The organism is Kouleothrix sp. (assembly GCF_046328425.1).
GTDB lineage: Bacteria > Chloroflexota > Chloroflexia > Chloroflexales > Roseiflexaceae > Kouleothrix.
This window is the reverse complement of the sequence record NZ_JAXLWP010000024.1, coordinates 35,947-57,191: the sequence shown is the minus strand read 5'-3', so window position 1 is coordinate 57,191 and position 21,245 is coordinate 35,947. Positions and strand designations below refer to the sequence as shown.

Below are 21,245 nucleotides of genomic sequence, written 5' to 3'. Positions count from 1 at the left end.
ATGATAGCACATTCGAGCGAGCGCATCAACACGCCATTGAGCGCCCTACTGCCCGCCGATCGCCGCGCGCCAGTACGCCAGCAGCTCGTCGACGATCTGCTCCATGCCGATCTGCGGCGCCCAGCCGGTGGCGGCGCGCAGCCGAGTGTTGTCGCCGCGCAGAATCGGCTCGTCCGATGGCCGCAGCCGCGCCGGGTCGACACGCAGCTCCACCGGCACGCGCCCGCGCGCGCGCACCAGCTCCACGATATCTCCGATGCGCGTGGCTGTGCCCGAGCACAGGTTGTAGGCCGTGCCGGGCGCGCCATGGCTCAGCAGCAGCCAGAGCGCGCGCGCGACGTCGGCCACGTGCGTGAAGTCGCGGCGCGGCTCGAGGTTGCCGACGCTCAGGACCGGCGGTTGGCGGCCGGCCTCGATCAGCGCCATCTGCTGGCAGAACGTCTGGATCGAGCAGCGATCGCCCTGGCGCGGGCCGACATGGTTGAACGAGCGCGTGACGATCACGTGCAGCCCGTAGCTGTCGTGGTACTGCAGCCCCAGCAGCTCCTGCGTCACCTTGCTGACGCCATAGGGCGAGGCAGGGCGCAGCCCGCGCGCCTCGCCGATCGGCACTTCGTCGGGCGTCACCCAGCCGTACTCGGCGCTCGAGCCGGCAATATGCACGCGCGCGGCTGGGGCGTGCGCCCTCACCGCCTCGAGCAGGTTGACGGTGCCCTCGACATTGGTGCGCAGCGTGGTAATCGGCGCGTCCCACGAGGCCGAAGGGTAGCTCTGGGCCGCCAGGTGGTAGATCCGGTCGGGCGCGGCGGCGCGCACTGCAGCCGCCACCGCGTAGGGGTCTTCGATATCGCCCTCGTGAAACGCCACGCGGCCAAACAGCTGCGCGATCGGCCGCGTGTCGCTGCGCCAGCGCTTGAAAGCATGCACCTCGACATCCGGCAGCGTCAGCAGGTAGTCGGCCAGAAAGCTGCCGACCGGGCCGGTGACGCCGGTAATAAGCACGCGCGTGGTCACATCGTTCCTCTTTCGCTAGTCGGGCCCGCGACACGCGCCGGGCCGGCGCGCCGATTGTACCGCGCCTGGCGTGATGTTTCAACGGCGCGGCCGGCGCCGCTAGGCTGCTGTCAAAGTCCGGCGCTCTTTGCCCTCGCTGTCCCGCCGTTCTTTTCCCTGCCGGCGCATGCTCCGAACACTACGCGCCTATTTGTACGTGCCATTGTAGTAGGCAGCATTCGCCGCGACACGCGCCCGCGCAGCCGAGCATGGCCGGATTGCCGCTGATCCGGCGCAATAAACAGTTGCCTCGCGGGGTTGAACATTCTATAATAAGCAATGGTGATGTTTCCAAAGACCCTACCATCACCTGCTTTGTGCTCGTCGGAGGAACACATGCCGCTGATCAAGAAAGCCGGGACGACCAAAGGCATTGGGCCGGCCGCAGCGCCATACGACGAAGGCGATACCAATTTGCTGGGCGAGGCTCCGGCCGCGCCAGCCGCGCCGACTATGCAGCCGGGCGTGGTGTTGCAGGGCCGCTACGCGATCGAGGGCACGCTGGGCGTCGGCGGTATGAGCGTGGTGTACCGCGGCCGCGACTTGCGCTTCAAAGACGTGGTGCGCCCCTGCGCGATCAAAGAGATGTTCCAGAGCGCGCCCGACTCGAACACGCGCCTGTTGAACCTCAAGAACTTCGAGCGCGAATCTGGCCTGCTGGCCACGCTGCACCACCCCGCCATCCCCAAAGTCTACGATTTCTTCGAAGAGCACGGCCGCTTCTACCTGATCCTCGAGCTCATCCCCGGCCAGGATCTCGAAACCGTGCTCGACGAGGCCGGCGGCCCGCTGCCCGAAGAGCGCGTGGCGCGCTGGGCCGTGCAGATCTGCGACGTGCTGGCCTACTTGCACAACCGCACCCCCGAGCCGGTCGTGTTCCGCGATATGAAGCCCTCGAATGTCATGGTCACCCCCGAAGAGCGGATCGTGCTGATCGACTTCGGCATCGCGCGCAACCTCAACCGCGCCGACCGCAAGGGCACCATGATCGGCACCGAGGGCTACTCGCCGCCCGAGCAGTACCGTGGGCTGGCCGAGCCGCGCGGCGACCTGTACGCCCTCGGAGCGACGATGCACCAGCTGCTGAGCGGCAGCGACCCGCGCCTCGAGACGCCGTTCACATTCCACGAGCGCCCGCTGCGCCAGCTCAACCCCAGCGTGTCGCCCGAGATCGACGCGGTCGTCGCGCGCGCGCTCGAGTACGATGCCTCGGCACGCTGGGGCTCGGCCGAAGAGATGAAGGCCGCGCTGCTGCAGCTCCCGTCGCTCGGCGCGCCTGCCGCCGGCGCGCTGCCGCGCCCAGGCCCCACCGCCCCGGCGCGCGGCCGCCCCGCCAGCACCGAGCTGCTGTGGAGCTTCAAGTGCGAAGACGAGGTGCGCTCGTCGCCGTGCGCCGCCAACGGCATGATCTTCGTTGGCTGCTACGACACCAACCTGTACGCAATCGACAGCGCGCGCGGCGAGTTCCGCTGGAAGTACCCGACCGAAGGCGGCATCTCGTCGTCGCCAACGGTGTGGCAGGATCTGGTGATCATTGGCTCGGAAGACGGCGCAGTCTACGCGCTCGACGCCCGCCGCGGCGCGCTGCGCTGGACGTTTCGCACCGCCAAGGCTGTGCGCTCGTCGCCGCGCGTCGAGGATCGCATGGTCTTCGTCGGCTCCGACGACCAGCACTTCTATGCGCTCGATGGCCTGCGCGGCACCATGATCTGGAAGCACCGCAGCTGGATGCCTATCCGCTCGTCGGCGTGCGTCGCCAACGGCGGGGTATTTATCGGCGGCAGCGATGGCCACGTCTATAGCTTCGACATCCGCAACGGCGGCCTGCGCTGGAAGCAGAAAACCCAGCAGCCGGTGATCTCCTCTCCGGCGTTCGGCGAGGGCCTGGTGATCGTCGGCTCGATGGATGGCAATATCTACGCGCTCGACAGCGAGGGCGGCTGGCCGGCCTGGCGCTATCGCACCACTCATTATGTAAACTCTTCGCCGTGCATTGTCGGCACGCGCGTGTGCATTGGCGGGGTCGACGGCACGATGTATGCGCTCGAGACCAAAACCGGCCGGCTGTCGTGGAAGTTCGACACCGGCAGCCAGATCACCTCGTCGCCGCGCTCGGACGGCGGCAAAATCTGCTTTGGCGCGGTCGATGGCTGTGTATACTGCCTCGACGCCGGCACCGGCGCGCTGCTCTGGAAGTTCCAAACCAACGGCCCGGTGGTATCGTCGGCGGCGCTGGTCGAGGGCGTCGCGTATATTGGCTCGATGGATCACCAGCTCTATGCGCTGCGCATATAAGTTCGGAGCCCCTGATGTCATTGATGAGCCGGCTATTTCGCAAGCCTGAACAGGCCGATAGCGCCGAAGGCGACACGTCAGATCTCGCGGCGTCGGCCGAAGCGGCGCCCGCGATGCCCGCGCCCGAGCCGGAGCCCGCGATGCCCGCGCCCGAGGCGAGCCCGCCGGCCGAGCCGCCGTGGTGGCAGGCACCAGCCACCGCAGCGCCGAGCACCGCAGAGCCGGCCAGCGATCGCGGCACGCGCCCGCTCGATCCCGAGCGTCTGGCCGAGCCTGAGCCCAGCAACCCCGGCGCAGCGCCACAGCGCCCCGAGCACGGGCTGGCCTTCGCCGCGCTGCGCGACATCGGGCGGGTGCGAGCGGTCAACCAGGACAGCATCTTCGCAATGGTCACAACCCTGCCGCGCGAGAGCCAGGACATCAGCTTGGGGCTGTTTATCGTCGCCGACGGCATGGGCGGCCACCAGGGCGGCGAGGTCGCCAGCCGCCTGGCGATCGGCGCTGTGGCGCGCCACGTGCTGGCCGAGCTGATCGCGCCGGCACTAGCCGACAGCGCCACCGAGGCGCTTCAGCCGCTGCTGATCGCGGCGGTGCACGAGGCCAACCGCCTGATCTGGGATCAGGCCCAGGCGCTCGGCACCGACATGGGCACCACCTGTACGGTCGCGCTGCTGCTCGGCCACGCGCTCTACCTCGCGCACGTCGGCGACTCGCGCGCGTACCTGGCGACGCCCGGCGGCATACGGCTGCTCACCAGCGATCACTCGACGGTCGGGCGGCTGATTCAGGTCGGCCAGCTCGCGCCGTCCGAAGCGCGCGAGCACCCGCTGCGGTCGCAGCTGTATCGCACCGTCGGCCAGCAGCCCGAGATCGCGGTAGACTTCAGCTACGAGCAGGTTGGCGACGCCACGCACCTGCTGCTGGCGAGCGACGGACTGTGGGGGCTGCTCGACGATGAGATCTTGCTTGAGGTGGTGCGGCGACACGCCTGGCCGCACGCCGCCTGCGCCGAGCTGATCGCGCGCGCAAACCAGGCCGGCGGCGACGACAATATCTCGGCGATTGTGGTATCGCTACCGGCGTAGTGCAAGGCCGGCGGGCATGCTCTGGCGTGCCTGCGCGCGCACCCTGGCCGAACTGTAGATACTGCGCGAACCCAAACGCGGCGACGCGATCTTGTACTTCATCCTGACATCGAGGGGAACCCTGGCCTATGGCACCCGGCATTCGTCTTCAACGTACCCTCAGCCGCCCGGTGATCGGCGACAGCGGCGAGCAGCAGCTGCTGTACGTGCTGCTCGAAGCCGCGCCTGAGGGCCTAGCCAGCCAGCTGCCGAAGCTGCCGCTCAACCTGTGCCTGGTGATCGACCGCAGCTCGTCGATGCGCGGCGACCGGCTGAACCAGGTCAAGGATGCGGCCGGGCGGATCATCGACCAGCTCAGCCAGGACGACTTCTTTTCGCTGGTGGTCTTCAACGACCGCGCCGACGTCGTCGTGCCAGCCCAGCGCGTCACCAACCGCGCCGAGCTAAAGCAGGCGGTGGTGCGCGTCGAGGCGGCCGGCGGCACCGAGATGGCCCACGGCATGGCGCTGGCGCTGCAAGAAACCCAGCGCCCCATGCTCGCGCGCGGCATCAACCGCATCCTGCTGCTGACCGACGGGCGAACCTATGGCGACGAAAGCCGCTGCGTCGATATTGCGCGGCGGGCGCAGAGCCGCAATATCGGCCTGACAGCGCTGGGCGTGGGGAATGAGTGGAACGAAGATCTGCTCGAAACCATGACCGCGCGCGAGAACAGCCGCGCGCACTATATTGCCACGGCTCAAGATATCACCACGGTGTTCGCCGACGAGCTGAAGCGCCTGCACTCGATCTTCGCGCAGCAGGTGCGGCTGCAGATCGCCACCCGGCCCGGCGCCTTGGTGCGCTCGGTCGACCGCGTGCGCCCGTTTATTGCGCCAGTCGCGATCAGCGAAGAAAGCGATCTGCACTGGGCCGGCAGCCTGGGCGACTGGCCCGGCAGCGACGTGCAGGCATTTCTTGTCGAGGTCGTCGTACCGCCGCTTGGCGCAGGCGACCACCCGCTGCTGAAGATCGCCCTGCGCTACGACATGCCTGGCGCCAACTTGCGCGACCAGGCGGTGGAAGACGTGGTGAGGGTGGGCGTGCGCCCGGCCGACCAGGTGACCTACCAGGTGGATTCGACCGTAAAATACTGGCTCGAGCGGCTGGTGGCCTACCGGCTACAGTCGAGCGCGTGGCAGGACGTCGAGGCCGGGCGGATCGACGAGGCCACGCGCCGGCTGCAGATGGCCGGCACGCGCCTGTTCGAGGCCGGCGAGGTAGCGCTGGCGCAGACGGTGCAGGAAGAGGCCACGCGCCTGCTGCGCAGCGGCAACACCAGCGAAGAAGGCCGCAAGCGCATTAAATTTGGCACGCGCGGCCTAATGGGCCGTGGCTCGGTCGACGAGCGCGAGACCGGAAAGTAGCGTACTGCTGAGCGTATGCAACTCTGCCCAAACTGCAAATCGAAACAATTCGACGGCACGATCTTCTGCGCCGACTGCGGCGCCAGCCTGGTGGCCGCCAACCGCCGCGAGACGACGCTGTCGCTCGGGCAGCGCGGCCCCACCGACGACCTGCCCAAGCTGCGCGAGCCGCCGGCCGCGCCAGCCAGCGCGCCGCGCGTCACACTCGTGATCGTCAACAGCGGCCGGCGCATGAGCCTGGACGTCAGCGAAGATCTGCTGATCGGGCGCAAAGACAACGCCCACGGCATCTTCCCCGACGTCGACCTCGGCCTCGACGGCGGGTACGACGCCGGTGTCTCGCGGCGGCACGCGATCCTAGCCTGGAGCCAGGGCGCCTACACCGTCGAGGACCTGGGCAGCTCGAATGGCACATTTCTTAACGGCCAGCGGCTGGGGCATGGGCAGGCAACTCCGCTGCGCAGCGGCGACGAGCTCAAATGCGGCACACTGCTGATTCGGGTCGAGTTTCGCTGAAGCACCCGCGAATACGAAAGGAACACCGCTATGGCCAAAACGGTTGTGCTGCACATCATGGGCGAAGACCCGATCGTCGCCGACCTTGACCAGGAGCCGCAGCCAGGCGATAATTATGTCAAAGTGTCGAACCTGCGCAAGCGCGACGGCAAGGATGTGGCCTATCTCACCGCCGGCGTGCAGAGCGTGATCTACCCCTGGCACCGCATCACCTTCCTCGAGATCATGGTCAGCGAGGAAGAGCGCGGCTCGGTGATCGACTTCTTCCGCACCTGATCTTGCCGCACGCGCGGCCGCGCGCCCGGCGCCTGGCGGTTAGCCGCCCGGCGCCGGGCTTTTTGACAGAGCAGCTGCCGAAGGGTAGAATGCCGCGCGAGAGCGGATGTGGCCCGGTGGTTGCCTTCGTCTTCAAAACGAATGGGCGGGGTGACGAGCTTCGCCGGTGGGTTCGACTCCCACGCGCTCTCGAACGAGCCACTTTCACGAATTTCATAAACCTCAACCTCGACGTAGTAGGCGCCCGGCCCCTCCTGCCGCACGGTCATCCCGTGGACCAGCAGGTTGAGGGCGCGCTTGAGCGCGAAGTGGGCCTCAGGTTCGTTCCAGCGCGCGGGGTCCAGAAACGGGTCGGTCAGCGTCAGCTCAATCGCCCGGGCCTTTTCATCCAGCACCTCGATCCCCAGCTGGAGCTTGCGGATCTGCTCCTCGGCCTCGTCGCAAGCGGCGAGCGCATCGTCGGCCTGCTCGGCCAGCGCGGCGCGCACCCGCTCGGAAGCGTTCTTGAGTTGAAAGGTGAGCGCGTCGAGCGCCGCGCCTCGCCGTCGCTCCAGCTCGGCCAGCCGCTCCTCGGCCAGCTCAATAGCCTTCTCCAGCTCCGCCCGGCGCCGCTCAACTGCCGCGTTGATCTCCGCGAGCAGCGCCTCCTGGCTGCGATCCTGGAGATCGGTCAGCACCACCTCCAGCACCGCCTGCTCCAGCACCTCGGCGCTCAACATCGGCAGCTGGCAGGAGCCGGGCTTGTTCACCCGGCCGGCGCAGCGGTACTTGCGGTAGCGGTACTTCTTCTCCCCCTTGTACTTGGTGCTGGTGTAGCCGTGAACGGCCTCACCGCACAGACCGCAGCGGAGCGACGCGAGCAGGTAGGAGTTGAAGGGTGAGACCGTGTCGGCCTCGCCATCCTTCACCGCCAGCTCCACCCCTTGGACGCGCCGTAGCAATGACTCCGGCACCAGCGGCTTGCCGGTCTCGACGCGCACCGGCCGTTTGAGGTTGCCGTCCGCATCCTCGCGGAACCGGTTTGCGTTTTCGCCCCAGCGCAGCACTCCGGCGTAGACGCCATCGACCGCTTTCTGGCAGATCTCATTGACCGTGAAGGCGATCCAGGTGCCCGCCGGCACGCGCCGCGGCTCGTGGATCACCTCGCCCGTTTCGGGATCCTGGCGCTCCAGGTAGGGCCGGCGCTGGTAGATCAGCAGCCCTGGCGTTGGTGGCACCTGCGGCTCATTGCCCTCCTCAAGCACGATACCCTGGTTTAGCATGCGGGCGATGGTATGGTAGCTCATCCCCTCGCCGCGCTTGCCCAGGATCCAGAGCAGCACCGCGTAGCTCTCCGGGTCAGGCTCGAACCAGCCCTGGCCGTCAGGCTGCACACCATACGGAATGTTCCCGCCGCGCCACTTGCCCTGCTGAGCACGGTAGCGGTGGCGCTTGTAGGTGCGCTGGCTTGTCTCGTCGCTCTCCCACTCGGCCAGCACGCCCTTGATACCGCGCTGGAGCTTGCGGTACTGCGGGGCCTGCTTCTCCGGCTCACCGCTGTAGACCACCTCGATCTCGAGGATGGTCATGTCCGCCTCGAACTGGCGGCGCTCCATGTCGTTGCGGTGGCCGCGGTCGACCGACTCGACCCGCACGCGGTCGAACTCGTGCCGGCGCGCGGCGGCGAGAAGCTTTTGAAACTCCTCGCGTTTGGCAGCGCTGGCGCCCGAGCGGGCCTGGTCGATGAACTCTGCCACCACTAGCTCGCCAGAGTTTTTCGCCTCGGCCCGCAGACGAGCCAGCTGATCTGGGATGCTGAAGCCGCGCTTGACCTGATCAAGGCTGGAGCAGCGAATGTAGAGTGCTGTGCGCTTGGCCATCAGGCGGCCTCTCCCAGCTGCGCCATGATCGAGGCGAGCTGCTCACGCAACGTGCCGGCGGCCTGCTCAAGGGCGCGGCGACGGGTCTGGATCTGGGCGTCGACGATGTTGAAATTATGTGCGATACGGAAGGCATCGTCAAGCGCCGGATCGGCGGTGGTACGCAGTAACGCGTCGGCGAGCGCGGCCAGGCCCGGCCCCAGATCACCTGGGACGTGCGTGACGCGCGCGGCGATGCGCGGCAGATTCTCCGGCCTCATCGCGCACCCCCGGCACTGCTGGGAAGCCGCCGCGCAGCGCGCCGGCCGGAAGATCGAACGGCAACCTCGATTGGTAACGTACAGCTCAGGCGCTTCCACCCTGGGAAGCGGGACGGTTGCAGGGTGCAGGTGTTCAGACCCTGCCGACCGCGATCGGTCAGCGAGCCCATAGATTGTCTCCTGGTCAGGCCTGCCGGTGGTGGAAGGAGTGGCGACCGCTCACCGCCGGGAGGCGTCAGAATCGATTGTGTTGTAGCTACTCGTTGTCGGCCGGCTCGGCGCGTCTCAGCAGCTCAACGACATCGGGCCGCTGCTGCTTGAGCGACTCCCAGGCCAGGTCGATCAGGCTCCGAATGGTCGTCGGCGCGCCGTCCTTCGCGCCAAGCGACCAGACCGCGGCAACATAGCGCAGCTCGCGGTGGGTTGTCTCGGAGATCCGGGCGGGCACCCCCGCCTGGCGTCCCTCATCGGCCCGGTCTTTCCCGGCCATAGCTCCTCCGTGTATACAGTGCCACCATGCTACGCTGATACTTCAGCAGTGTCAAGACGCCTGGACAGACTCCAAGCGCCGATGGTGGTCACACGAGTGTACCCGATCACGGCATCCTGGTACACCCGGCGCTATCCATGATGAGGAGCATCACCTCCTTGCCGAAAGGATACCGCCATGCTACCTTTGTCGCACACATGTGTCAATTGGGGAAAATGAGTCAAATTTGGGGCAATTCGAGGCAGGGGAGGGGGGACTTACTGGGGTATGTAATGGCCGGTGTCAAGTATCGGACGTAAATGGCTCTTCCACGAGTTTCGGCCGATCTTTCGTGACGCCATGCGGGTGAAAGAAAAACGCGTCGCTTGACAACTAACACTAGCGAACAGCGAGTTTAGAGGCGCGACTCGTGCAGGGGTGCCAGTATTAGTCAAGTAACTGGAAATTGAGGTTGACTACGAACTCCCTTAGTTGGATACCCTGCTGCTGGCAGAATTCCTTGAGTTCGGGCCAGAATACCCAGTCACGATTTATTCCCTCGACGTCGATACGTATCTGACCGCGCTCCTCTTCAAGCCGGACGAACTTGTGGCCCTCAAGAATAGCTAGTTCTTCATCCAGGGTATCACGGTCAATGCGGGTAGAGCGCATAACTTCCCCAGCCAATATGCTCAATCCAGAATCGCGTTCATGACGCGGTCTGGCGCGTTGAACGATGATGGAGAAGAATTCGCGCGAAGGCACAGGAAGACTGCGAAGGCGATCTACTACAGGTGGTATCATGTCTACTGTTGACTGACGTTGCTCGTTGGTGAGATCCATTTGCTCATTCGGCATAAACTTTTCCAACGTGCGTGGATACGTCGGCTGTAGAGCATCATAGTCATCCGTGAGCGGCGCTGGTGCAGCAGCTGCGGGTGGGTTTCGTAGCACAGCCAGCAATTCATCCAATGTCGTTTGCTGAAACATCCGGCGCTGTAGTTCGAGCGCAAAGTCTTCCTGCGATACCGGTGTAGGCTGGTTGAAATACTTGATGGTATTCAGTGGCCCGTAGATGGCAGGGTAGTGTGTCCTGTAGAAACTTATCTCGTTGACAAGGTGACTTATTCTCTGCGAGAAGTCGTTTCTAGCAACACGGAGCGGAGAACATATGAGGACATACCACTTGTCCAGTCCGTGAGCAAAGGACTCGCTCATCTGCCTTTTGACCTTTGTGGCGAAATCGTCCTCAGAAACGTCGAAATGGCTTTTTATCTGAAACCCGATGCTATACTCGCCCTGTCTCACTAGGAGATCGGTGCCATGGTCATTGAGCGCCTGAGTACGCTCAATGTGGAGTTGCCCGAGCAGTCCGACATGCATCTCTAGGTATGCCTGGAACTCGGCCACCAGAACGTCATGGCGCTTATCCGTGAAGTAGGCCGCATCCTCGGCGCTCCCACTTCCTCGGTCAAGCAGGCACGAGACTTGGGTAATGAAGAGTTGTTTGGTCAGAGCGGGCCTCCTGATAGTTGAGACTGTACATGTCTACCGTATAGTACGCTGTTACACAGCGAGCGTCAAAGAAGTCGCACCATCCCAAGCTCATCTGCCCCGTCACCGGTAGCACACGAAAATCCGAGTTGTGTTGAGGTTGACCTCGACACGGGTCGCAGCCCTCAGTATAATGTATAGGCGCTTCCGGAGTTATGTTTCAAGATTTCATACTTCCATAAGAGAATGCTGATGCAACAGTTGCTAAGCGTGTTTACAACAGATAGCCCGAATCTCTATGGTACAAGGTTCAGTGTCACATCTCTTGTTTCAACGCTTTGGCAAGAGCATGATATCGGCGTGCCGATGCTTATGGCACATGACATGCTCCGCGCTATCGGCTGGAGCTATCCGCGTACGGTTCATTTTGCACCTGGCTTGTCGCGCCTTACTGGTGTTGGTGTTTTGGTTGAGACACAAGAGGAATCAGACCAGCTCAGCAAAGCCATCAACTCACACACCGTGCAAATGGCAGCCCCTTACGAAAAAGAGATAGAACGATTGAAGCAGTTGCTTGCACCATATGTGTTGGGGAATGAAAAGATTTTACCCGGCAAAGAGTGTTTGGCATTGGTGGAGGATGGGCTATGCGAAAGAGCTTTTCCACGCCTCTTTGAAACTGCTGATAAAGATGGCCTTGTGCCCTTGAACCAACTCACTCCTATCGGCCCAGGCGTGTATGTTATTGGTGAACTGGCAATATTTGCCCACTACTTCTTTCGCCGCTCGTTGGCAAGAACCAACACTCTCAATAGCCCATTCCTGAGACTACTACAGAATGCCAAGTTGGATGGTTCGACTGCTAAAATAGCACTTGACAGAGATGCTGTGGGCCTTGCAGAGACGTATCGAGAATATCAGGAACACGCATATTGGTGGGGGCCAAAATTCAGTGATGCCCTCACAGATATACAGCGTGGTGTGACCCATCACGAGGCACATGAACATGAGCGAATATTTCACGGTATATCGGGCACCCAATTTTGGTGGCAGTCAAGAGACAATCAGCACATCTTTGAGGCCGAGGAGTTACGAGATATACCAGTACATATTAACGGCGAAACGAGATATGGCTGCCGTTATGTGCACTCTATTGTTGATGAGACTACAAGTAGTATTTTCCATCTTGATGGCGCGGTGCGTCGATATTCCGAAGAAGGAATGATAGCCCGATTAGAAACCGACATTGCGCGTGCCGGCCGACATACGGAGTATCTGAAGCTGTGGAGAATTGATGGCAGTATTCCCATTAACCTCTGGAAGAGCTTGGTTTCTGATTATTTTCGGGACAATCGTTTAGTCGGAGAGTATCTAGGTGCGGAGCCTGAGGATAATGAAATACTGCCTGAGCCGGAGCCAGAAGAAGGTGATGTTGTCCAAAAATACGTGCCACACTCAATGCAGCAAGGTGATGGCCTTCGTATTGCTCTGTCTTTCCATCCGTACGACAACCCATCCCCTGAAGAACGGTTCTTTGTTCCGCTTGATGTCTTATCCAATGGCGAGGAACTACACAGTTATGTTGAAGCTTGGTGTGTTGAGTTAGTCAAGGCCATTTCACGTGCTGGCGGCACAATCGAGATGCCTAAAAAAGCCCTCTTAGTTAGCTATAAGGACTCGTACATCAATCTTTCTCTTGTGATGCATGGAAAAGAAGACACTCAAGCTCATCTTCGAACAACAGTTGAAGGCATTCGCCTGTTGACCACAGCATTTCACAATCGAGGTCATGATCTAGTTATGAGTTATAGCATTGGGTTTCCGATCCAAGACAAGGAAGCCCGAATTTCTGTACTCGGACATGTAGCTGACTTAGTGGATTGGCTATCGACCTCGCTATGTGTTCCTCCTACAGACGCAATGGCATTGGAAGAATGGGGCGAGAGTGTTGCAGACTATCTAAAGAGAGCCTACCGTGAGAATACACAGACCCCACCTCTGTTTGAAACCCTTATGAGTACTGGCATACTTTTAATGAAGCGACAGCGCTTGGAAGAGAAACTGGAAGCCAAGTATGAGCAAGCTGAACGAGGGGTTGGGATCGCTTTCATTCCACCCACTGATGACCCTGCGCTGATAGAGGCTCTTGAGAGAGAAGTTATTCTTCCCGCAATGGCTTTTGTGAAGATCGCTTCTCGATGCACCAAGTGCGGGGCCAATTACACAGTTTGTGGATGCTCAAAAATGATGGATATGGGCGTCGCAGAGGAAATAACAGAACTGCGCCTCTTACCTCCTTTTTGGACTGATAGGGTGGTACGCTAAGGAATCACTCCATCTGCGGGTGATCCCACCCTTACTGGGGTATGTAATGGCCGGGTAGGATATCCGGCTTCGGATTACGATAGAACACTATTTTGACGCCAGGATAGGGCCAGGCAGATCGCTCGGGCGCAGCCAGAGCCGGCGCCAAATACGTCCGTGTCCAAGTGGCCGGCGTGCCGCGCTCAGCCCACGGGTAAACAAGCTCACCAAGCCTTGCCCTGTTGGTCCTGGCAGCGTGGGCGGAACCCGGATGCGGTCAGGTGTGGTTTCCAACAGCTGATGACCATCGGCGAGTCCTGTCTGAGCATCGCACGCGAAACCCTCAGCAATACTCTTGCCTGGGCGGTTGAGCATGCCCAACGCGGCATGAGTCTGCCCGAAATACAGCATCAGCTTGCCCTCGCGTGAGTTTGACCAAAAATCTGCAAGAGTTCAGTCATTAGTCGGTAGGAGAAGCAGCGCTCTCTGTGCTGGCGTTGCAAAGAAAAAGGGCCAGCACCTTCCGGCGCTGGCCCTCTGCTATGCGCTACGACGTACTGCGAAGCTATGTGCGCTGTGTGAGCGTGGCGCCCAGCGCCAGCAGGCTCACGGCGGCGTTGAGCGACGGCGAGTCGAGGAGCAGCTGGGCGGAGGCGCCGAGACGCGCTGGCTCGACGGCGAGCACCACCTGGCCGTGCTGATCGGCCGGTTGCTGGGTGAGCAGGGCCTGGTAGATGGCGTGGGCCTCCTGGGCCAGGGTCTGGAAGAGGGCCGCGCGTACCCCGGCGAGCAACAGCGGCGGGATCTCCGGCAGCGGCGGCCGAAGGCTGATCTCCAGCCGGGTGGGCGTGGCGAGGGTAGCCGGCGAGTGGCCGTTGGTCTGCTGGGAGGTCCTGGCTGGCGCGCTGGCCTTCTTGCCCTTCCCACGGGCCGGTGGTGGAGTGGGCAGCTGGGGCAGGAAGGCCGGGCTGGTCATGTTGATCGGCTCCTGGCTACCCAGATCGAAGAGCACGAGCTGCTGGTCAGTGGTCTCGTCGTGTGATGGCTGGGTCATGGGTGTCCTCCTTTACGTTTCGTCGTTGTCTCGGGCAGGGTGGTCACGTCAGCGACCGTAAGATCGCCGGCTGCGGCGATGCTCTCTGCGGTGATCGGGGTCGAGCGCATCGTCAGCGTCACCAGGTCGAGCGCGGTTTCGCAGGTGGTGATCTGCCGGGCGATGACCAGCTGGTGCAGGTATTGGCCGGCGACGGCCGCCATCGCCTGGTTGACCATCAGGCTCTGGGCGCCGTCTGTGGCGGCGTGGGCACAATCAGCCCGCGGCTGCAGCGGCGCGTCGTCGAGCAGGTGCGGGTAGCGCAGGGTTGGCGCGGGCAGGGCGGTGCAGATCCCGCCGAGGGCCAGCGCGCCGCGCAGCGCGCGGGGTTCAGCTGTGGTGCCGAGCAGCACCTTGCCCCAGTCGCGCTCGTTGCCGACATCGAGCCAGAGGCGCCACGTGGAGCGGCCAAGGGCCTCGTGTATCGCGCGCCGCCCGCTCGCGGTATCGACTGCGCCGACCAGGATGCCGATGGTCTGGTAGCCTGGCTGGAGCTCGGCAAGGAGGCCGGCGGTTGCCATCGCCGGCACGGCGGCGATGTGGAGGCCGAGAGCGGCGTTCAGGCGATCGGCCAGCACCTGCGCTTTCGGCTTGCCGATCTCGCGGGCGGTGAAGAGCTGCCGTCCGATGTTGCGGCGCTCGACCAGGTCGCCGTCGATGAAGGTCAGCGCCAGCGGCGGGCCGCTCTGCTCGCGCACCTGGTAGGCGAGGCGGGCAAGGGAAAGGGCGATATGCGAGCCATTGCCGCCACATCCGACCAGACCGACTTGGATTGGCTGGCCTGGCGGCAGGACGAAGGGCACCGGGTGTTCGACAGTCAGGGTCTGCATCGGGCTTCCTCCGCTCATCGCAGTCCTCGCTCGCGCCAGGCCTGCCCAGAGAGCAGCCAGCCCAGGTCATGCCCGGCGGGGACGAGATCGTCCAGCGGGTAGGGCGTCTCGGCGCTGAGTCGGCGGTAGAGCGCCATGACGCTACGCGGTTTGCTGCGGCTACGGTTCTGCGCGATATGGCTGTTGAAGTACGAGCCCTCCAGGTAGAGCGTCAGCGCGGCCAGCATCGTCTCCGGCGCAGCGTCGCCCCGCCGATCCGCCGTCCCCCAGCAGATCGAGCCCGGCTCATAGGTGTTGGGGAAGGGGGCGTGGTAGAGCGCACTGTGGGCCTGAGGCGGCTCCAGGCTGTTCAAGGCGAAGATGCGATAGTCCTGGCCGCAGCCGGCCCAGATGAGCGGTGGGGTCTGGATCGTGTGTGGCTGCTTTCGGCTCACGATGCGGAGCGCGGCAGGGCGCGGCAGGACGTAGAGCACGTAAAAGCGCTGACCGTTCACTGTCCCGGTGCCCAGCGTATTGGGCGGCAGCAGTCCCGAGCTGGTTGGGAGCTTACTCAGCGCAGCCGCCAGATCCTCGGGGCTGATCGGGTAGGTGACCCAACCGCGGCCCTGCCGGCGCGTCAGGTAGATCGCATCCTCAAAGATGCCGATCTGAACTTCTGGCGACCGGTCGATGACCATGGTCTGGCGGATCGGGCGGGGTTTCCGGCGGAGCCAGGGCCGCCGGCGTAGTGCTGGCAGCTCTTCTTCATGGGTATTCATCCATCGTTCTCCATCTATGAACCGAAGGCGACCTTGCCTTGACAGCACCCGGCATGGCGCTTCGATTCGGTCGGCTTTCTTGCGGGCAGGAATAGCGCTGTTTCGGGCATCAGAGCGCGGAATGCAGCAACAAAGGCCACCTTGCAGCAATGCAAGGTGATCGGGAGGGCTCGAATGGCCCAGACTGAGCGCCGTGAACGCCGTCAGGCACTCGCCGGAGGCTCCGCTCCAAGGCGGGCGACCACCTCGGTCAGCAGCGCGAGCACCTCATCGAAGACCTCAGGCTGAGCGGATACCAGGTTGTCGAGGTCGTAGTAGTGCTGGAGGAAGTCGCGGGCCTCGGTCTGCTCAGCGGCAATGGTCGCGAAGTCAACGCTGTACCAGTCCATCCCGGTCCAGCCCATCTCGTCGAGCTCTTCCAGGCTGAGATCGGCGAACTGCAGGCCGGTAGCCGCGAAGGCATAGCGGAGGGCTTTGCCCAGGTTCAGCTCGCGATAGATCACCTGGTCAAGCTGCCGGGCGAGCTCGTCCATCGGCAGGTCACCCGGCCAGCGCTGGTCGCGCAGGCGCACGATGCGCTCGGCAAAAGCCTGGCGCTCCGCGCTCAGCTCGCTGAGGGCATAGTCGATGACATCCTGGATATCGGCGGCCCCTGGCGACCAGGTGGTCTGGTCGGCGAGCACCCAGAGCAGGAGCAGCAACAGGTTCTGCCGGCCGCCATCGAAGAGTGGCTCGATCTCGTGGGTCAGGCCGTAGACGATCGGGTGGAACGCCTCAAGCGCCCAGCGGCACTCGTCGAGCGCCGCCAGGGCGTCTTCATCCCGCTTGAGATGGGTAGGAAGCGCAATGAGCGCCGCTGCAGGATTGTGCGGCTCGGTGCGGATGTCGAGGAAGTCCGGGAGCTCGACGCCGCAGGCTTCGACCAGCGAGAAGAGCGCCTGGGTGATGCCGACGAAGTGGGAGGGGTGGCTTTTGAGGCCGGCGACATGGGCTGCGTAGAAGTCGGCGAAGCGCTGCCGTAGGATATCGGCGGCACGAAGGCCGATCATGGTCGCCTCCCACTGCTCGCTGCGGACAGCGGCCCGCGTCTGCTCGTCACGCGAGCGACGGACCATCACCAGCCGTCGATGGCGTGGATGGCCGGGATGGGCGGCAGATCGTTGAGGCGGTAGCATAAGCTTCTTCCCTTTCCGTCACGCTGATAGGCAAGTTGCTCGCAGGCGGCGATTGCTTCCTGGATCGCCGGCGACAGCGCCACCTCGATCGTCATCGAGCCGTCGAAGAGCGGCCGGAGCAGCGCCAGTGGGTTGTGCGTCGCGATCGGCTGGGGCGGCAGTGTGCTGAGCAGCGCAATCAGCGCGTGATACTGGCAATCCTGGTTTGGGGTTGTCATCGGTCTGGTTCCTCCAAGACGAAGGACCGGGGTGCTATCCCCGGCCCTTCAGTACGCATGCGTTGTGGTGTAGCGCTCAGCTAGCCCTTGGTGCCGGCGCGCTTGATGAAATCGACGGTTGGCACGGTCTGCCCCTGGTGCTGGCGGGCGCCGGTGCGAATCTCGGCCCCGGCGAGGTTCGCGAAGCCCTGGCGGATGAGGTGCTCGCGGATGGTCTCGTTGTCGATCGTGGCATCGACGACAAAGGTCTGCCCCTCGACGATCACCAGCTTCTCGGTGGCCCCGGCAGTGTTGTCCAGAGCCGGCGCGTGAGCCGGTTCATCGGTCGGGATATCGCCATCATCCGGGTCAGCAGGAGCGATAGCGCTTCGTGCCAGCTCCGCTAACGGCGCTGACGGCGCATCGTCGCGCTCCTGCTGAGCGTCCGCCTGCTCGCGGGCAGTCAAGGTTGTGGGCGCATCGTCGTCGAGCAGGCCGTCAAACATGGTCGTTGGCGTGGTCATCGGTCTTCCCCTTTCTGATTGAGCCTGGGTGTGGTAGAGACAGGTCGGCGGCGCTGGTCGGCAGCAATGTCTGCGCGGTCGCGCAGATACCGCCGCAGCGCGGTGCGATAGCCCTGGATCAGGGCGCGGAGGTAGGCGCGGCTGTAGATCTCCAGCGCGGCAGGTGTGTCCAGGCTGGAGGTAGTGACGCCGATGAAGGCGTCGCTCTCATCGGCCAGGCGCCGCCCGGCTTCGACGCCCATCTCCCAGCCCCAGGCGTGGATCTCTTCGGGGGTTGGCGGTGGGATTGTGCTCATCGTTGTTCCTTGTGCTTGGCGATCACTCCGCCGGCAGCAACAGCTGCTGCCGGTAACGTGGTGCAGGCTCGGCCGCCATCAGTTCGTCGATCGGGCCGCGCTGCTGCCAGCTGAAGCCGCTGGCCTGCTCGTAGGCGCGCACCCGCGCGATCGCCGGCGCCATGGCGGCCGGGTCTTCCTGGAGCGCGGCGGCCAGGTGGCGCGGGTGGGTGAAGATGCAGCAGCGACACGAGAGGCGCGCCCGGCCCTGCCGCTCATCGCGGTGCGGGTCGAGCATGGTCTCCTGGGTCTCGCCTTGGGCGGCGTAGCCAGGGTGAAAGGGCAGACCGCAGGCGTGGACGTAGGCGTTGATCTGGTGCCAGGCCCAGTCGATCACCGGGCGCAGCCAGAGCAGCCGCCAGCCAGCGGGATGCTCGGCGTGGCCCGGCTGGAGCGAGAGCGCGTCGCGCCACTCCCAGGTGGTCAGCCGGCGCTCGCGGCCAAGCGACTCCCGCCAACGCTCGCCGGTGATCAGGAGTGGCCATTCGCCAAGCAGCGTGCGATTCCGCCGCGCCCAGGCGTCGAAGAGCGCGATCTTGAAATAGTGGGTACACCAGCGGATGCGTGCAGTTGGCGGCTGGCCGTTCCGCGCCGCCATTGCGAAGTCGAGCAGGGTGCGGATGCCGTCGGGATATTGTGCAGCGGTGGCCGGACCGAGAGCGTCCACGTCGTGGATCGCGGCGAGCGTGACACCGTGGTTCCCGGTCGGGGTCAGGTTGCCGGTGCGCCGGTAGACGGCCTGCACCGTCACCCGCAGGCCGCCGACGCGATTGGCCAGGGCGTCGAGCGCCGCCGGCGTCTGCTCCCAGTCCATCTCGTCGAGCAGGGCGTGCCAGATAATGATCGGTGTTTCGGGCCAACGCCAGCGTGCCCAGAGCACCGCGGCGTGACTGTCGTTGCCGCCGCTGCTGCTGCCGATGATCACGCTGGGCCGGGCGGGCAGCGGCGCAGAGCCGAGGCTCGGGTGCGGCGGCAGCTCGCGGAGCGGGGGAGCCGGTAGAGAGCAAGCAGACATTGGTGCATCTCCAGTAGGCCGGGGCGCACCAACTGCCCGCCGGGGACAGGGGCTCCCCAGCGGCTGTGCGTCAGCAGGCTTCGGCGGTGAGCCAGCGCTTGAGCGCGCCAAGCTGGGCGCCAATGCCGGCCCCATCTGGCGCGGTGGTGAGACTATGGAGCCCTGCGACCGTGTTAAGATCGCCGAGGGCCTGGCGGTAGACCTTGCCGGCGCTGAAGTAGACGCCGGCGTACGAGCGCAGCGAGAGCAGCTCCCCGAGCGTCGCGCGAACCTGGTCACAGAGCTCGCAGGCCCGCGCGGCGGTCATGCGCCGGTCGTAGTCGGGGATCGGCTGGATTGCTGGGATGAGGCCGAACTCAGCCGAGAGGATGTACACGTCGAGGCGTGCCGCAGCCGCCGGGTGGTCGCTGAGCCAGCGCCGCAGGACGCGGAACGATGGCCCACGGTAACGGTCGATCGCCGGAAGCAGCCGCACATCGGGGCTCTTTGTCGACGTGCAGGCGATGATCAGCAGCCGGCGCTGCTCGGAGCAGACGGTCATATGAGGTGCCTTTCGTTGGGAGATCGGGAAACAAAGGGAAGCCAGAATCCATGCGCCGGTTCTGACTTCCCTTTGTTTCCGGGCCAGGAGAGCTCAGGAGTGCGGAGGCTCAGCGGTGTCAGACGCGGCCGGCGGGGCCTGAATGGCAGCGCGGGCGCGCCGCGCCGCCGCGTCCCACTGGCGGGCATACTGGCGGAGGGCGGGGCGCTGGGCGATGACCAGCTGGAGCGCCGTCTTGGTTGAGGCGCCGGTCGTGGCGGCGATCTCGGCGGCGAGGGCCTGCAGGTCGTGGTCGATCGGCTCGGGCGTGGGCCTGGTCTGTCTCGTGCTCATGGGGTGTCTCCTCGTGGTTTCAGGCAACAAAAAGACCGTGTGCGTTGCTTCAGCACACGGCCTCGCGCCACGGCGGCGCATACCATCAAGTCAGTTCAACGCGGTTGTGTATCGGTGGCCTCCTTTCACATATGGCTTGCATAGAGCGCCGCCGCCGGCAGCTCGGGCTGCTCCCAGCGTTCATCGGCGAGCTCCGGCAGCGCGGCGACCTCGCGGTCTTCGTGCAGCAGGGCCTCGTCGACGGGCTGCCAGGGCAGGCCGACCTGGGCGCGGTAGCGGATGAGGTGGTAGGCAAGGCGGGCCGATCTGGATCGCCTGAGGGCGGCGATCGAGATGCCATAATCCGCCGTGTAGGCAGCGCCGATGCCGCGCTCAAAGCCAATCAGGGCCATCCTGGCCGGGCCAGAGCTGTCGAAGCTCATGACCAGCGGCGAGCAGCAGACCCAGGAGGGCTTGCCGATTCCCAGCAGGTGGATGCGGCGCTGGAACGGGTCAAGCTCAGCGGCGGCCTCAAGATCGCTGATCAGCTGCTCGTACCAGGCGGCTGCCGCACGGGCATAGCGGGCCGGCACGAGGCCGCCAATCGCGCAGGCCGGGTGGTCAACTGGCCCATCGGGCTCGTCGTGGAAACCCCACGCCGTGCGCTGTCGCACCAGTGCGATCTCCTCATCGTCGAAGCACTCCTCGCGGTCGCGCAGCAGGTCGCCGATGATCGCGGCGGCGCCGGGGCCGGGGTAGTGCGTAACGGGCACCAGCGGCGGATCGGGACAGAGGCAGATCGCCTGGAGCAATGCTCGCAGTCGCGCGTCATCACGCTCGCTGGCGAGCGCATCGCCGATCGTGTCGTAGCTGAGCGCCCAGTCGAGCCAGGGCGACTCAGGCTGGGCGGCGCCGGCGAGGTTGCGGGCGTACCAGCCAGCCACCATGTGGGCATAGCGCGGGAGCGACGGGCGATCGGTGTTGCCAGGCGGGAAGGCCCAGGAGTCCAGCACGACATGCACTCCCGGTGTCCGGGCCAGCAGCCGCGCCGTTGACGAGCCGGCCGGCGCCAGGTAGTGGCGCTGCCCGACAAGCATCGCGATCGCCAGATCATGTGGCCGTGCTCGAGCACCGAGGGCGAAGTAGAACGTCGGCGGCATAGTCAAGCCTCCTCAAGCTGCACAAAAACGCGCAGCCCGGCGCGGGGAGCGTCGGGCTGCTGGACCGGGCGACGATAGAGAGGGCGACGGGCGCAACGCGGCTGGATAATCGCAGACAACGAGGCGGTTGGCCGCCACGAGCAGGTGGTGGGCGCCAGAGGCGCATGAGGGGCCGGCACCATGTGCCAGCGCGCAGGCGAAGGGCCTGCCAGTCAGCGGATTGTGGGGCTGCTGGAGGCGTCGCTCGGTGGAGTCACCCTAGCATCAGTGGCTTCGGCCCGCATCAGC

Annotated in this window: 21 protein-coding genes, 1 tRNA gene and 1 pseudogene; 7 read left to right on the top strand and 16 right to left on the bottom strand. The window is 64.4% G+C overall.

The window, feature by feature from the left end:
• Nucleotides 1-45: 45 nt before the first annotated feature.
• Nucleotides 46-1,014: a GDP-mannose 4,6-dehydratase gene (locus U0177_RS20875; RefSeq protein WP_409572600.1), complete on the bottom strand. Its 969-nt coding sequence runs from the start codon at nt 1,012-1,014 to the stop codon at nt 46-48.
• A gap of 375 nt (nt 1,015-1,389) precedes the next feature.
• Between U0177_RS20875 and U0177_RS20870 the strand changes: the two genes are divergently transcribed.
• The 6 genes from U0177_RS20870 to U0177_RS20845 all read left to right on the top strand — a co-directional run bounded on the left by U0177_RS20870 (nt 1,390) and on the right by U0177_RS20845 (nt 6,824).
• Nucleotides 1,390-3,348, top strand: a complete 1,959-nt coding sequence (locus U0177_RS20870) for a PQQ-binding-like beta-propeller repeat protein (RefSeq protein WP_409572599.1) — start codon at nt 1,390-1,392, stop codon at nt 3,346-3,348.
• 14 nt (nt 3,349-3,362) lie between these two features.
• A complete protein-coding gene (locus U0177_RS20865; RefSeq protein WP_409572598.1) occupies nt 3,363-4,433 on the top strand; it encodes a PP2C family protein-serine/threonine phosphatase in 1,071 nt (356 codons plus the stop codon).
• A gap of 128 nt (nt 4,434-4,561) precedes the next feature.
• Nucleotides 4,562-5,839 (top strand): VWA domain-containing protein, encoded by a 1,278-nt coding sequence (locus U0177_RS20860; RefSeq protein WP_409572597.1) that lies wholly within the window; start codon nt 4,562-4,564, stop codon nt 5,837-5,839.
• A gap of 15 nt (nt 5,840-5,854) precedes the next feature.
• Nucleotides 5,855-6,355, top strand: a complete 501-nt coding sequence (locus U0177_RS20855) for an FHA domain-containing protein (protein WP_409572596.1) — start codon at nt 5,855-5,857, stop codon at nt 6,353-6,355.
• 30 nt (nt 6,356-6,385) lie between these two features.
• Nucleotides 6,386-6,631 (top strand): hypothetical protein, encoded by a 246-nt coding sequence (locus U0177_RS20850; RefSeq protein ID WP_409572595.1) that lies wholly within the window; start codon nt 6,386-6,388, stop codon nt 6,629-6,631.
• A gap of 98 nt (nt 6,632-6,729) precedes the next feature.
• Nucleotides 6,730-6,824 (top strand) — tRNA-Sec (locus U0177_RS20845).
• Nucleotides 6,825-7,365: 541 nt separating this feature from the next.
• Here the strand turns inward: U0177_RS20845 and U0177_RS20840 are convergent.
• From U0177_RS20840 to U0177_RS20825, 4 genes and pseudogenes are all read right to left on the bottom strand, one after another.
• Nucleotides 7,366-8,490, bottom strand: a pseudogene (locus U0177_RS20840) (recombinase family protein); the annotation flags it as partial.
• A complete protein-coding gene (locus U0177_RS20835; protein WP_409572594.1) occupies nt 8,490-8,750 on the bottom strand; it encodes a hypothetical protein in 261 nt (86 codons plus the stop codon). The gene U0177_RS20835 and the pseudogene U0177_RS20840, both read right to left, overlap by 1 nt.
• Before the next feature lie 256 nt (nt 8,751-9,006).
• Entirely contained in the window at nt 9,007-9,240 is a 234-nt protein-coding gene (locus U0177_RS20830) for a hypothetical protein (protein WP_409572593.1), read from the bottom strand.
• A 426-nt stretch (nt 9,241-9,666) separates the two neighbouring features.
• Entirely contained in the window at nt 9,667-10,629 is a 963-nt protein-coding gene (locus tag U0177_RS20825; protein ID WP_409572592.1) for a hypothetical protein, read from the bottom strand.
• Between the two features lie 336 nt (nt 10,630-10,965).
• Between U0177_RS20825 and U0177_RS20820 the strand changes: the two genes are divergently transcribed.
• On the top strand, nt 10,966-13,038 hold the full coding sequence (locus tag U0177_RS20820) for a hypothetical protein (RefSeq protein WP_409572591.1): 2,073 nt from the start codon (nt 10,966-10,968) through the stop codon (nt 13,036-13,038).
• A gap of 544 nt (nt 13,039-13,582) precedes the next feature.
• Here U0177_RS20820 and U0177_RS20815 read toward each other — a convergent pair.
• The 11 genes from U0177_RS20815 to U0177_RS20765 all read right to left on the bottom strand — a co-directional run bounded on the left by U0177_RS20815 (nt 13,583) and on the right by U0177_RS20765 (nt 20,957).
• On the bottom strand, nt 13,583-14,071 hold the full coding sequence (locus U0177_RS20815) for a hypothetical protein (RefSeq protein ID WP_409572590.1): 489 nt from the start codon (nt 14,069-14,071) through the stop codon (nt 13,583-13,585).
• Entirely contained in the window at nt 14,068-14,940 is an 873-nt protein-coding gene (locus tag U0177_RS20810; RefSeq protein ID WP_409572589.1) for a ThiF family adenylyltransferase, read from the bottom strand. The genes U0177_RS20815 and U0177_RS20810 overlap by 4 nt, the downstream gene beginning before the upstream one ends.
• Nucleotides 14,941-14,954: 14 nt before the next feature.
• Nucleotides 14,955-15,698 carry a hypothetical protein gene (locus U0177_RS20805; protein WP_409572588.1) on the bottom strand — a complete coding sequence of 248 codons (744 nt, stop codon included), beginning with the start codon at nt 15,696-15,698 and terminating at the stop codon, nt 14,955-14,957.
• A 203-nt stretch (nt 15,699-15,901) separates the two neighbouring features.
• Nucleotides 15,902-16,747, bottom strand: a complete 846-nt coding sequence (locus U0177_RS20800; protein WP_409572587.1) for a hypothetical protein — start codon at nt 16,745-16,747, stop codon at nt 15,902-15,904.
• Nucleotides 16,748-16,812: 65 nt separating this feature from the next.
• Nucleotides 16,813-17,091, bottom strand: a complete 279-nt coding sequence (locus U0177_RS20795) for a hypothetical protein (RefSeq protein WP_409572586.1) — start codon at nt 17,089-17,091, stop codon at nt 16,813-16,815.
• A gap of 80 nt (nt 17,092-17,171) precedes the next feature.
• The gene (locus U0177_RS20790; RefSeq protein WP_409572585.1) at nt 17,172-17,594 is read right to left on the bottom strand and encodes a hypothetical protein; all 423 of its coding nucleotides are present in this window, start codon (nt 17,592-17,594) and stop codon (nt 17,172-17,174) included.
• Entirely contained in the window at nt 17,591-17,890 is a 300-nt protein-coding gene (locus tag U0177_RS20785) for a hypothetical protein (RefSeq protein WP_409572584.1), read from the bottom strand. Before U0177_RS20785 ends, U0177_RS20790 begins: the two co-directional genes overlap by 4 nt.
• Nucleotides 17,891-17,912: 22 nt before the next feature.
• Nucleotides 17,913-18,944 carry a hypothetical protein gene (locus tag U0177_RS20780; RefSeq protein ID WP_409572583.1) on the bottom strand — a complete coding sequence of 344 codons (1,032 nt, stop codon included), beginning with the start codon at nt 18,942-18,944 and terminating at the stop codon, nt 17,913-17,915.
• A 70-nt stretch (nt 18,945-19,014) separates the two neighbouring features.
• Nucleotides 19,015-19,485: a DUF6884 domain-containing protein gene (locus tag U0177_RS20775; protein ID WP_409572582.1), complete on the bottom strand. Its 471-nt coding sequence runs from the start codon at nt 19,483-19,485 to the stop codon at nt 19,015-19,017.
• A 93-nt stretch (nt 19,486-19,578) separates the two neighbouring features.
• Nucleotides 19,579-19,818 (bottom strand): hypothetical protein, encoded by a 240-nt coding sequence (locus U0177_RS20770; protein WP_409572581.1) that lies wholly within the window; start codon nt 19,816-19,818, stop codon nt 19,579-19,581.
• Nucleotides 19,819-19,943: 125 nt separating this feature from the next.
• Nucleotides 19,944-20,957, bottom strand: a complete 1,014-nt coding sequence (locus tag U0177_RS20765; protein WP_409572580.1) for a hypothetical protein — start codon at nt 20,955-20,957, stop codon at nt 19,944-19,946.
• Between the last annotated feature and the right edge of the window lie 288 nt (nt 20,958-21,245).